We start from the raw sequence: 12,585 nt of genomic DNA on the forward strand, positions 1-12,585 counted from the left end.
GCGATGAGATCCTGGGGAGGTCCCTACGCCGCCTCAACCACCTCTGCGCGCACCGCCGTCGTCCAGATCTCCAGCAGCACCGCGTACTCCGCCATGTCCTGCGCCGTCCACGCCAATCCGTGCCGGGTGCGCACAAATCGCCGGATCGATTCATTGGCCTCGGACGCGCGAACGGGCACCCCTGAAGGGTCGGAAGGAGTTGGGGACATGTAGGACATGCTAGGGGCAGTCACTGACAATTCATCACCCCGTGCGCCCCTAATGCGCCCCCGTGCTCCCCTCCCACCCCCGGCCTTCCGCCGCCTCAACTCTCTGACCAGCAAGGATCATCGGCGGTCGGTGCTCACCCCGATCTCTGCATGTGTCCAGTCCCACACGCTCCGCGATCACTCGGCATCCGGTTCGCCGATCCACCCGAACGGCCCCCATGGATCGTCAACGGACACAGCGACGGCCGCCGTGCCGTTGACGGCCCGTCAAGGCTCCCCCAAGGACGCCCCATCACCCCCACCACCCCCACTATGCCCACCGTCCCCGCCGTCCCTCAGTTCAGGAAGAGGCAGAAAGGGTGTCCTGCGGGGTCGAAGAACACGTGGACGTCGTCCTGTGGCTGGACTTCCGCCCGAGTCGCACCCAACGCGACCGCATACGCACCGGCCTCGTCGAGGTCGTCGACCCGAATGTCGAGATGGAGCATCTTCTGCTGCTCCTCCGCCCTCTCCGGCCACGTCGGGCGCCGATACCCCGGCTCCGACTGGAACGAAAGCCCCGTACCGCCCTCCGGTGGCCTGAGCAGAACCCAGTCCGGCTCGCTGATTTTCACCTCCCAACCCAGAAGCCGCTGATAGAAGTCCGCGAGTGCATGGGCGTCCGCGCAGTCGACCGCCACTGTTGCCAGCGAGAACCGAGGTCTTTCAGCCATCACTTCCCCGTCGTCATGCCTGGTCTCAGCCGGCCCCCGCCTGGGACCGCCTGGTTCGCGCCTCGGGCCGCGGGCCGAGGGGCGCGGATCCGATCGTGAGGCATTGCTGCCCTCGCCACCAGCAAAACGGCGGTCCGGAGTGCGTTCGGCTCGTCTGGACCGGGCGGGCCCACCGCACGCTCCGACCGCCGTTGTCAGTGGCCCCCCGTAACGTGGTCCCCGTAACTATCCGAGCTGCTGGCGCTTCTCGGACCCGCCCCGCCCCTGTGACAGCGCACGGGGGCGGGGTATCCGTTTGGATCCCCAGTCCAGATGACACATGTCGGGTTTATCGCGGCGGCCCGGTCCGGTCCGCCGACCTCGCTGCGCTCCCTCCTGAGGCGCGGCGGGCCTGTGTGAGTGACGATGGAATAGCAGAGGTGGAGCGGCGGACTGCGCAGGTGAGGGAGGGGCGCCGCGGACGCCTGCAGTGTCATTTCGGGAGGCCCCGATGGATTACCCGGAACGCTATGAGCTGGTATTTCAGGCTCTCGCCGTGGAAGACGATGTGGTGGTCGTCCGGCGAACCGAGCACGCGGGTGCGGGCGGGTATCCGGTCTACGAAGATGATTCGGGGATCGTCCGCGCGGAGATCAGCGACCGGGGCGAGGTGCGGATGATCGCCAGCGGGGGCCACCAAGCGCCCCGGACGCCGCTGCTGGCGCGGCCGCTGAGCCAGTGAGTTCGATGCTTTGAGGCTCGTCCTGCCGGGTCCGCGAGGATGCTGCGGGCCTGTGGGGCGGGGCTGCGCCGGTGACCTGCGCGGCCCCGTCCTTTGTTGTTAGGGACGGTAGTACGAAGCCACCGGGTATGAAGCCATTGGGTGTGGAGCGACCGGGTACGGAACGACCGGGTACGGAGTGACCGGGTACGGAGTGACCGGGGTACGAAGCCATGGGAGGCGCCGGTGGGGCGGGGCGGGCTCATGCGGGGCGGCGGGAGGCCGGACAGCTCGCGATCATGGTCTCGGGTGCATTCGACCGGTACCGGCAGCGACACCGGCACTCGGTGTCACGGGTGCAGGGGCGGCCCCCGCCGCCAGGTACGGTGAGCGGCCGCTACAGGCCCCGTAGGTGGGGCCGGGGCTGCGGTTCTTCCTGGTCGGCCGGCTGTTCGTCGGAGGCCGACCGCTCACCAGGCTCGTCGGCGGGGTCCGGCTCGGCTTCGGTGGTGTGTCCTTCGAGTACCGCCATGGCGCGTTCCAGCGTCTCTCCGGTGACCTGCATCCGGATCCTGGCCAGTCGTTCTAACTCGGTGTGCGACACCACGTCAGCGTACCCGGCGTAAGTTCAAACCCCGGACGGAGCCCGGGATTTGTCACGATCGAGAGCAAGAGATCGGCGGAAGTGGGCGAGGGAGCCGCGGTCACCGGTTCGTCCGGTCAGGTGGGCTCCGGGCCGTCGGCCAGTGCTTGCCGGACCGCCGCTTCGGCATGCAGACGGGTGGTGGGGAAGAGGGGGACCGGGCTGTCGTCCATGCCGATCAGCAGCTCGATCTCGGTGCAGCCGAGCACGATGCCTTCGGCGCCGGCGGCGACCAGATCCTTGATGATGGCCCGGTAGGCCTGACGGGACTCTTGCCGGACGATCCCGACACAGAGCTCTTCGTAGATCACCTGGTGGACCGTCCTGCGCCCGACGGCGTCCGGGACGAGGACATCCAGGCCGTGCTTCGCGAGTCGGCCGCGGTAGAAGTCCTGCTCCATCGTGAAGGCGGTGCCCAGCAGTCCCACGCGGCGCATGCCCTTCGCGAGAACGGCGTGCGCCGTGGTGTCGGCGAGATGCAGCAGCGGGATGGCGATCGCGGCCGCCACTTCGTCGGCGACCTTGTGCATGGTGTTGGTACAGATCAGCAGCATGTCGGCGCCGGCGGCCTCCAAGGCCTGGGCGGCCGCGGCCAATATCTCGGCCGCCTCGTCCCAACGCCCTTCGGTCTGTAGCCGTTCGATCTCGGCGAAGTCGACGGAGTACAGCAGGCATCGCGACGAGTGGAGGCCGCCCAGACGTTCGCGCGTCAGCTCGTTCAGCAGCCGGTAGTACTCCGCCGTCGACTCCCAGCTCATGCCGCCGAGCAACCCAATAGTCCGCATCGGGTCACTCTCGCACATGCGCTCCAACCAGTCCGGACCAGGCGCCTATTTGGGCGGACCGACCATCTCCGGGAAGGCCCGCCGGACCTCATCGAACAGAGCCGGATAGCGACGGCCGACCGTCACGGCCGCCGCGTACAGCGCATCCAGTCCAGCCTGCAGGGGATCATCCTCCTTGGCATCGAAGATCGCGGGGATCGCGGCCGCCTGCTGCGAGATGGTGCGATGCACCCCGTTCATCGAGGTCACGACCGTATCCGGCACCTGGGGATCGTTGACGAGGCGCCGCCATACGTCGTCCCACTCGTCGAATGGCGGGGGCAGAGGGCGTCCCGCGTCGAGTGCGTCCAGAGCCGGCGCTATCCAGTCGATATCCGCCAGGCCCGCCACGGTGTACGCGCGCCGTGCGCTCCAGCGCGCTATCGCACGCTGCGTGTCCGGTCCCGCACCATCGACCTCGTCCACGAGGAGGCGGTCGAGCTGCAGCATCCCCCGTGCGTTGCCGTCGATGCGCCGCAGTCGGTCGCTGGGCAGCCGTCCCTGCCAGGCCTCCTCGTCGCTGCGTCGGCGTGCCTCCGCCGCCGCACGCTCACTCTCCGGCGTGACGAGGCGCCCGGCCTCCGCGTCTGCCTCGGCAGTGGGCGGCGGGGAGAGTTCCCGGGCCCACGCGTGCGAAAACGCGGCGGTCCTGCTCGTCTGCCGGATCACCCGGTCTGCGACGGCGGGGGAGGGCCAGAACTGGAGCAGGTGGCACTCCACTTGGGGCTCCCCCTCCAAGAGCGTGTCGCGCGCACGTCCCGCATCCATCCCGGAGCCGCAGTAGCGGACGCGGTAGTCGATCTCGTCGAGGTTCAGTGTCCAGGCATCTGCGCCGGCCCACTGGGTCAGCGTCACGTCCGGCGAGACGGGACGGAAGGAGACCTCGACGACGTCCTCCCACGCGTCCGAAAGCTCCGGTGCCGTTTCGTGGAGTTCGACGGTGAAGCCGACGTGCCCGGAGTGCAATCCCGTGGTCAGGAACAACCCGCCGGGCACCGCCGCACCGCAGAGCCCGTTGACCTGCCCGGCGAATGTCGCGTCGAGGTACCCGCAGATCGGTTCCTTGTCGCTGTCCACGTAGAGCTGCCAGTAGGAGACCTGCACGTCCCCGGTGAACAGCGTCTGCATGGACCCAGGCGTTGGCGTCGGCGTCGATTTCGGTGTAGACATCGGCATTCCCCCGTCTCGGTTTGCCTGTTCGGTCCATCCCAGTCTCGCGCGAGGGTCTGACAGGCGAGGGACATTGTGCGATGTTGCCGCATTTTCCCGATGGTCTTCGGCTCCATGGTCGGATCTTTCGCTACGGCGCTTGCAGCAGTGCAGGTCTGAGGAGGGGACGGGGACGAAGGAGGCGCTGTGACGCCGACCGGCGGGGCGTGCGGGGCGCGCGGGGACGGACGAAGGGCTTGAATTCGCCGGTCTGTTGCGCCGACTGAAGGACCGCTCGGGAGTCAGCGGCGTGGTCCACTCCGCCCGTCCCGATGGCCATCTGCCTTGCACTGTTTCTGCTTCTGCTTCTGCTTTTGCATCTGCTCCTCGGCCTCGGCGGATCGGAGCGCCCCCTCACGCCGCGCACGGCACCGCGACGGAGACGCCGTCCGAGGCCGTCGGAAGCACGCGGCGGGCGGTAGCTCCACAGTCAGCGGAGGCGGGCACGCGTAACCGTGGGAGGGCCTGCTCCGCGGTGCAAGGGCGCGGGCCCGCCGTCGTACGCCCGTCCGGCCGCGGGAGGGCGAGAGCCCTGGGCGTGCACGCCCGGACGGGTACCGCGCGGGGCCGGGGGCGCGGGGTCGTTACCCCGCCCGGCTCGTCCAGCGGACCGGAAGCCGCTCGGTGCCGCGGATGAGTATTCCGGTGCGCCAGGTGAGGGCATCTGTATCGCAGTCCAGGGCGAGGTCGGGACAGCGGTCCAAGAGGGCGCCGATGGCGATACGCGCCTCCAGACGGGCCAGCGGGGCACCGAGGCAGAAGTGGATGCCGTGGCCGAAGGCCGCGTGGCCGCGGGGCTCGCGGGTGATGTCGAAGTCATCGGCGGCGGGGAAGCGTTCGGGGTCGCGCGAGGCAGATGCCAGGGCGACCAGTACGGGCTCCCTGGCGGGGATGACCGTGCCGCCGATCTCGACCGGCTCCTTGGCGAAGCGCCAGGTGGCCGTCTCCACCGGGCCGTCGTACCGCAGCATCTCCTCCACGGCGTTGTCCAGAAGGGAGCCGTCGGCGCGCAGGGCGGCCAGTTGGGCGGGATGCTCGAGCAGCGCGCGTACCCCGTTGGAGATGAGGCTGACGGTCGTCTCGTGGCCGGCGACCAGCAGCAGGAAGGCCATGCCCACCAGTTCGTCGCGGGAGAGCTGGTCGCCGTCGTCGTCGCTCGTCCGGATCAGGGCGCTGAGCAGGTCATCGCCGGGGGCGCTTCGCTTGTGCTCGATGAGGCCGATGAGGTATTCGGCCATCGCTTGGGTGGCCCCTTGCACGGCCTCCGGGCTGGTCGGCGCGATGATCTCGTTCGACCAGGCGCGAAAGCTGTCCCGGTCCATGGTGGGGACGCCGATCAGTTCGCAGATGACGGTCATGGGCAAGGGGAACGCCAGCGCGTCGACCAGGTCGGCACGCCCCTCCGGGTCGGCCAGCATCGCATCGAGCAGCTCGTCGGTGATCTGCTGTACGCGGGGACGCAGCGCCTCGACGCGGCGCGAGGTGAACTCTTTGGCCACCAGCTTCCGCAGGCGGGTGTGGTGCGGCGGATCCGTATCCAGCATGTTGGTGAACAGCGGCGAATTGTCGACGGCCTCGTTCCACAGCTCGGCATCGCGCCAGTCCTTGCTGAACCGCGCATCGCTGAGCACGCTCCGGACCGCATCGTGGCCGACGATCAGCCACACCTCTTGGCCTTCGGGGATCCGCACACGGTGCACGGGCCCTTGGGACCGCAGCTTGGCGTAGTAGGGGTACGGGTCCGCGGTGAAGTCCGTTCCGTACGCGCCCAGGTCGATGACTTCCGGAGTCTCCGTCATATGTCCCCCCACACTTTCCCAGCTGCTGCTTCTCGACACTGCGACACTTCGATACTGCGACCCTCTGACGGTGCCGGACGACCGGCTCCATACGTCACCGTCAAGGTCACCGTACGCAGGTGTCGAGTGTTGGGCATCGGCCGATAGGAGGAGCTGGACCCGGACTGGACCCGGACCCCGTTCTCCCCGGGAGGATGAGCGTGGGGCCGCGCGGTCGTGCCGCCCCGCCCCACGCCCGTGGTGCAGCCCGGCCTACCCGACGCGCTCGATCCGGGCGTGGCGGATGAGGAACTTCCCTGGCTCACGTACCTGCTCGAAGGCAGCGTTGTTGAGGAGTACGCAGCTGCCCGACGCCGAAGTGACGGACACCGTCGCCGACTTGTTGTTGTCCAGATTCGTCACCTTCAACTTGGTACCGGTGGGGAATTGGTCGCTCGACGCCGCCGGTGCACCTCCCTCGCCGGAGAGGGTCACCGTCGAGCCGGGGCAGACGACGTCGGGGGAGGCCGGCTGCGCGGGATCCTGGCTTTGATCGTTCGCTCCGGAGGGCGGATCCGCTGGTGCCGATGCGGAAGCCGTTCCCGATGCGGACGCCGATGCAGAGGGTTCCGTTGATGGCGGAGGCGAGGGTGCGGTGGGTGCCGGGGCCGCATCGCCGTCCCCGCCGCCGACGCATCCGGCGGCCTTCTGCTGTGCCTGGATCTGTGCGATCACCGCGTTGCGATTGGCGATCCGCGCGGCCGACTGGGCGTCCGGATCGGCCTTCTGGGCGGCGATGAACTTCTGGTTGTTGCTCAGTGCGGTGGCCAGTCCGTCACACGCCACCGACGCGTGGCTGGTACCCGTCATGACGACGGCGATGCCGCCGGCCAGCGCCGCGGAGCTGACGAAGACGGTGATCTTCATACCCCGGCCGATCCTTCTCTTTCGGGACACGCGCAACTCCTGTCCTGGAGGGGAACCCTTGGCTCGGTTCGATACCGCCCAGTACGGAGAGGAATCACGCCCCGTTTCACCTGTGGTTCAAAATTGTCCGTGCATGCCAATTCCTTCCCATGGCAGGGCCGTTGGTGGTGAATCGCACCGGTCGTCGCCCCCGCTTCGGGGCCTGTCTTCGTCGTGCACGGCGGCACCTATCTCTCGGCCCGTTGGCCGGGGGACGCCTACCTTTTCGGCCGCCGGTTCGTGGCGGTGCTGGAAGCCTCGTCACGCTCCCGGACCTGAACCTGGACGCGAGCCCGTTAGCCGTTCGTCGACGGCCTGTTGGCGGCCACAGGGGACGGGACGGCGTCAGGTCCCGCCATCCCCGTGCGGGACCGCGACAGGTCGCTTACCGCCGCCGGACGTCGTCCGGACGTACGCCGTAGACCCGCGCCGGAGACCCGCGCCGTACACCCGCGTCGCACACCCGCGTCGCACACCCGCCGAACGCCGCTGAACGCCCCCGGACGTCCGCCCGACATCCACCGCCCCGTCAGCAGCGCGCGTGAGCAGTGATATCCGCCGCGAACTCGTCGACCATGGCCGGTGTAACGGTCGGCCGGCACTGGGCAATGGCGGCGAGATAGTCCTCGGTGCTCGCCCCGAGCCGGCTCTGGGCGCCGGCCCCGAGACCGATCGACTCCAGGTCCCGCTCGAACGACGCCTGGGCGGCCACCCGGGCGGCATGCTCGATGTCGGCCGGGGTGAACAGCTCGCTGGCCGCCACCAGTGCCGTCACATCGACATCGGCCCGGCCGTCGGTGTAACGGGACCAGATCGCCGAGCGGGCGACCTTGTCGGGCGTACCGATGGGGATCAGGTAGTCGAACCGGCCGGGGCGGAGGAAGGCCGGGTCGAGTGAGCGGATGGAGTTGGTCGCACACACCAGCAGCCGTTCGTCCCGCTCCCGGAATCCCGGTATGAGCTTGAGGAGTTCATTGGTCACGCCGTGCAGTCCGCCGGGCTGCGCCGGCTCGGCGCGCACCGGAGCGATCTCCTCGACCTCATCGATGAAGACGAGCACCCGTTCCAGCTCCGCGATCCGGGCGAACGCGCTGCGGAGGGCCGCCGCGAGGTTGCCCTCGTCGGCGAGCCGGGACGGCAGCAGCTCGACGAACGGCCAGCCGAGCTTGGCCGCGATGCCCCGCGCGAACGTGGTCTTCCCGGTGCCCGGCGGGCCGAACAGGGCGATGGCCCGGGGCGGCCGCACGCCGTGCCGGGCGGCCCGCTCGGGCTCCGCCAGCGGCAGCACGACACGCCGTTCGATCAGGTCTTTCTCCGCCTCCATGCCGGCCACCTTGGCCCACAGATCGGCGGGCAGGAACCGTCCGCCGAGGTCGTCCAGGAGGCTGGCCGCGGGACCATGGTGCGGCTCGACTTTCTCGAAGTAGGCCACGGCGGGCTGCCGCGTGTAGCCCGCGTTGAGCAGCCCTTCGCCCAGGAGGTCCTCCTCGGGCAGTACGTATGCGATACGGCTCACCCGGGCGGCAATCAGCCGCCGCTCCAGCTCCACCAGGAGCGCGCTCGCCAGCCCACGGCCGCGCCAGGCCGACGAGATGGCGATCCGCATCACCCAGCCCCGCTCACCGGCCACACAGGCGAGAGCCGTACCGATGGGCACGCCCTGGTGGACGGCCACCACGGCCGGCTGCCGGGAGCTCAGCGCGCTGATGCATTCGGCGAGCGAGAACACCGACTCCTGCCCGAGCTCGGCCGTGGAGTCGATCAGGTGGACCACTGCAGCGAGATCGTTCTCGCGGTAGTCGTGGATGAGCCAGTTCACCGGTACCGCCCCTCGTTGGTGATGTTGCAGCGAGGCTAGGGGCGGTGCGGAACGGGGGCCCGCTCCACCTTGCACAAACGGGATCGGAGATCGCTACGTTCCGTATGTAGCCAGATCCGGTCCTTGCCGAGAGGGCTGCTCAAGGCGCCCCGGGGACTTTGCCGGGGCCGGGGGAGAGATCCCTCTTTGCTTGATATCTACCTATTTGAGATCGGCGGGCGGGCGGTTCGCTGGGGCGTCCGCTCCGGCCTCGCTCGCCAGGGATGCCCCGACGGCTGCTGGGCTGCCGGCCTGCGCACGGGAGACCTCCGGCGGCCCGGATTCCCTTACCGGTCACGGGGGTTGAGGGGTGTATCGCGGGCCCCAGCTCCTCAACTGTGCCACTACGGAGGGGAGTTGGGTGTCGGGCGGGCAGGTGATACGGGGCGCCGCCGTCTCCGCCCGTCTCCGCGGACGGGGGCGAGTGCTCCGTCCGCCCCCGTCCGGTGCGGCCCGCCCGCCGGGCCCGAGCATCGCCTGCCGCCCTCCCGTAGGCCCGCCGCCTCTCCGCCCCCTCCGCCGCTCACGCGCTGTCACGGCGCGGCGGGCATTCCCGCGGTTGTCCGCCGTACGGGGAGCCCGCTACACCTTCGAAGCCGCGACACGCCGAAGGGGCACACCGTCGAACGGGTGACAATTCGGGCTTCGGCCACCCGAAGAGAGGACGTTGTACCCCGAATGCGGCGTTCTCCGGTGGTGCCGAGCCGTTATCTGGCTGACGTTGATCACGTCGCCATTGCGTCCCGTGAGCCGATGACGAGTCGGCCTTCGCAGTAGCGATGTGAAAGGACATGTCTCCATGCGCACAGCTCGCACCCTGTTTGCCTCGGCCGCCGTTACCGCGGTCCTGGCCATCACTACTCCTGCCGCCCAGGCCATCACTGTGGTGGGCGACGACGGTGGACACTCCAGCAGCCGTGACCACAACGGGCGCGGCGACAACGACCACGGCCGCGGAGGTCACGGCCGCGGGGACGACCACGGCCGCGGTGGCCACGGCCGCGGTGGCGGTGTCGGTGGCGACCGGCCTTCCGGCGGCGTGAGCACCGGCGGCGGCGCCCTGATGAACGACTGGGGCGGCGGCGACGACGACGGCGGCCACGGCCGCGGCGGTCACGGTCGCGGCGGCGACGACCACGGTCGCGGTGGCAACGGCCGCGGCGGCGACGACCACGGTCGCGGTGGCAACGGTCGCGGTGGCGACCACGGCCGAGGCGGCGACCACGGCCGCGGTGGCGGTGGCGGTGTCGGTGGCGACCGGCCCTCCGGTGGCGTGAGCACCGGCGGCGGCGCCATGGCCAAGATCGTCACCAAGGACTGGGGCGGCGGCGACGACGGTGGGCACGGCGGCGGTCGCGACCACGGTCGCGGTGGCGGCCGCGACGGTGGCGACCACGGCCGCGGTGGCGGTGGCGGTCACGACGGTGGCGACCACGGTCGCGGTGGCGGTCACGACGGTGGCGGCTACGGCCGCGGCGGTGGTGGCGGTCACGACGGTGGCGGCTACGGCCGCGGTGGTGGCGGTGGCGACCGGCCGTCCGGTGGCGTTCACACCGGCGGTGGGGGCATGGCCCTCTCCGGCAGCACCCTGGCCGCCGGCTCGGTGCTGATGCTCGGTGGTCTCGGCGCCGGGGCCTACGTGCTCCGCCGCCGCAACGCGTCGGGGTCCGCCTCAGCCTAATCCGGCTGCGTCGCCCGACACAGTTCGCTGTGCCGTCGCGGCCACCGTCGCAGATGGACGGTGGCCGCGACGATTGCCGTTCCGCCGCTCGTACCTCTCGACAACGCCCGTTCCCTCCTGAAAGGCAGCGCTCCATGGCCGACCAGCAGTCGCCCCAGTCGAACCCACCCCGGATCGCGCCCAGGTCCGGCCCCTTCAGCAGTCGGCTGATGTGGCCCGCTGGGGCGTTCCTTCTGGGGACCCTGCTCGTCTACAACTCCATAGGCACCCCAGCCGACCCCAAGCCACTGCAGTCCCATCGCGTGGCGATCGCCACCGCCGCGCCCGGCGCCTCCCGTACCGTCCCGGCGCTGTCCCGCTCCGTGCCAAAACGACTGAGGATCCCCGAAATCGCCGTCGACGCGCCCTTCACGGCGTTGTCGATCGGGCCGAGCGGGCAGCTCAACGCGCCCCCCGGCAACAACAACAACCTGGTCGGCTGGTTCCAGGGCGGGGCGACGCCCGGCGAGCGCGGCGCATCGATCGTCGCGGGCCATGTCGACACCAAGACCGGCCCGGCCGTGTTCATGCAGCTCAGCTCGCTCAAGAAGGGCAGCAAGATCGACATCGCGCGCGCGGACGGCGTCGTCGCGACGTTCAAGGTCGACGCGGTCGAGACCTTCAGCAAGGCGCAGTTCCCCAACGACCAGGTCTATGCCGACACCCCGGACGCGCAGCTACGCGTCATCACCTGCGGTGGCGCGTACAACAGGGCCGCCAAGGACTACGAGGCCAACGTCGTGGTGTTCGCCCACCTCGATTCGACGACCCGTAAGTGAATCCGTACTAGAGCCGGGGCCGGTCCGTTCGGGCGGGGGCCGGCCCTCGGAGGGCGGCGCCGGGGTTCAGGAGGTCGGCAGGTGGGGCCCACGCTCCCCGGATCACCGTAGAACCCGTCGCGCCCTGCGACCTGCCCGCCACAGGCCTCGCCGAACCGACCGCCATCCCCTCGGCGGCACGCCGTCGATCCCCTTCGCGCGGCGGGGAGTTCGAGGCGGGCACCCGTCGCCCGGCCCACCCGACCGCCGTGGTAGCTTCTGCATGCACCTGCATACAACTCGTATGCAGGCTTGGCGGCGGTGAAGCGCGCCCCGAAGGGTGCCGCTGTGCGCACCGCGTTGCCCACCACATACGCACTGCCAAGTGCACGGCGAGGGGCGCGGTCGAGTGCGCCGCCAAGTGCAGTGGGAATTCAGCGGGGACATCAGCGGGGAGAGCGGTGGGAATCGCGATGGAAAAAACCATGGAGAAATCGATGCAGTCAGGACGGGAGAAGGCATACGCCTATCTCAAGGACATCGTCCTGACGGATCCTGAGATGCAGGACCGCTTCCTCTCCGAACAGGATCTCGCAGACCGGATCGGTATCTCACGCACCCCGATCAGGGAAGCCCTGCTCCTGCTCGCCGCCGAGGACTTGGTGCGGCTGGTTCCCAAGCGTGGCGCGCATATCGCTCCGCTGTCCGGGCGCGACATCGGCGAACTGATGGAAATGCGCGGACTGATCGAACGGTTTGCAGCCGAGCGTACGACGGCGCAAGGGACCGCCCCGATCTCGGAGATGGCCGCCATCCTCACCCGGCAGGAATCGCTACGGGGCGAGGCGACCGCCAGGGAATTCCTCGCCGCCGCCGACACATTCCACGTCGCGCTCGTCGCCGCCGTCGGCAACGCCCTGCTGAGCCGGCAGTACGACGCGCTGCGCAGCCGCCAGATCCGGGCCGGCGTGATCGCGCCGTACCGCTCGGGCAAGGGCCAGGACGAGGTGCTGGCCGCACACCGGCAGATCCTGGATTGCCTGGAGGCCGGCGATGCCGCCGCGGCCTGCACGGCGATCGACCGGCACATCCAGGCCACCCAACGCATCCTGCTGGCCGCGTAGCGCGGAGGGTTGACACGTGTGCCCGGCCCCCACGCCTCACACCCGACGGTCAACCCGCCGTCCTTCGAGCTCTCCAGGCGCCG

Annotated in this window: 12 protein-coding genes; 3 read left to right on the forward strand and 9 right to left on the reverse strand. The window is 69.8% G+C overall.

The annotated features are described in order from the left end of the window. Positions 1–23: 23 nt before the first annotated feature. Positions 24–209: a hypothetical protein gene (locus tag ACIGWZ_RS10995; protein ID WP_400062993.1), complete on the reverse strand. Its 186-nt coding sequence runs from the start codon at positions 207–209 to the stop codon at positions 24–26. A gap of 335 nt (positions 210–544) precedes the next feature. Further along, positions 545–922, reverse strand: a complete 378-nt coding sequence (locus ACIGWZ_RS11000; protein WP_400062995.1) for a VOC family protein — start codon at positions 920–922, stop codon at positions 545–547. A gap of 490 nt (positions 923–1,412) precedes the next feature. Between ACIGWZ_RS11000 and ACIGWZ_RS11005 the strand changes: the two genes are divergently transcribed. Further along, positions 1,413–1,643: a DUF6296 family protein gene (locus tag ACIGWZ_RS11005; protein ID WP_400062997.1), complete on the forward strand. Its 231-nt coding sequence runs from the start codon at positions 1,413–1,415 to the stop codon at positions 1,641–1,643. Between the two features lie 376 nt (positions 1,644–2,019). Here the strand turns inward: ACIGWZ_RS11005 and ACIGWZ_RS11010 are convergent, their stop codons facing one another. The 7 genes from ACIGWZ_RS11010 to ACIGWZ_RS11040 all read right to left on the reverse strand — a co-directional run bounded on the left by ACIGWZ_RS11010 (position 2,020) and on the right by ACIGWZ_RS11040 (position 10,452). Then, positions 2,020–2,187, reverse strand: a complete 168-nt coding sequence (locus tag ACIGWZ_RS11010) for a hypothetical protein (RefSeq protein WP_400062999.1) — start codon at positions 2,185–2,187, stop codon at positions 2,020–2,022. Between the two features lie 155 nt (positions 2,188–2,342). Then, entirely contained in the window at positions 2,343–3,050 is a 708-nt protein-coding gene (locus ACIGWZ_RS11015; protein ID WP_400063001.1) for an aspartate/glutamate racemase family protein, read from the reverse strand. Positions 3,051–3,095: 45 nt separating this feature from the next. Then, complete coding sequence (locus tag ACIGWZ_RS11020) at positions 3,096–4,217, reverse strand: hypothetical protein (RefSeq protein WP_400063003.1); 1,122 nt, start codon at positions 4,215–4,217, stop codon at positions 3,096–3,098. A 665-nt stretch (positions 4,218–4,882) separates the two neighbouring features. Further along, a complete protein-coding gene (locus ACIGWZ_RS11025; RefSeq protein ID WP_400063005.1) occupies positions 4,883–6,097 on the reverse strand; it encodes a cytochrome P450 in 1,215 nt (404 codons plus the stop codon). A 252-nt stretch (positions 6,098–6,349) separates the two neighbouring features. Further along, positions 6,350–7,003, reverse strand: coding sequence for a hypothetical protein (locus tag ACIGWZ_RS11030; protein WP_400063007.1), 654 nt, complete (start codon positions 7,001–7,003; stop codon positions 6,350–6,352). A gap of 568 nt (positions 7,004–7,571) precedes the next feature. Beyond that, positions 7,572–8,861 (reverse strand): ATP-binding protein, encoded by a 1,290-nt coding sequence (locus ACIGWZ_RS11035; protein WP_400063009.1) that lies wholly within the window; start codon positions 8,859–8,861, stop codon positions 7,572–7,574. A 562-nt stretch (positions 8,862–9,423) separates the two neighbouring features. Further along, complete coding sequence (locus tag ACIGWZ_RS11040; protein WP_400063010.1) at positions 9,424–10,452, reverse strand: hypothetical protein; 1,029 nt, start codon at positions 10,450–10,452, stop codon at positions 9,424–9,426. Between the two features lie 263 nt (positions 10,453–10,715). Between ACIGWZ_RS11040 and ACIGWZ_RS11045 the strand changes: the two genes are divergently transcribed. Both ACIGWZ_RS11045 and ACIGWZ_RS11050 read left to right on the forward strand, forming a co-directional pair. Continuing rightward, a complete protein-coding gene (locus tag ACIGWZ_RS11045; protein WP_400063012.1) occupies positions 10,716–11,399 on the forward strand; it encodes a class F sortase in 684 nt (227 codons plus the stop codon). Positions 11,400–11,875: 476 nt separating this feature from the next. Then, positions 11,876–12,502, forward strand: a complete 627-nt coding sequence (locus ACIGWZ_RS11050; RefSeq protein WP_400063014.1) for a GntR family transcriptional regulator — start codon at positions 11,876–11,878, stop codon at positions 12,500–12,502. The last annotated feature ends 83 nt before the right edge of the window (positions 12,503–12,585 follow it).

This window comes from Streptomyces sp. NPDC053427, from assembly GCF_044544985.1.
Lineage (GTDB): Bacteria > Actinomycetota > Actinomycetes > Streptomycetales > Streptomycetaceae > Streptomyces.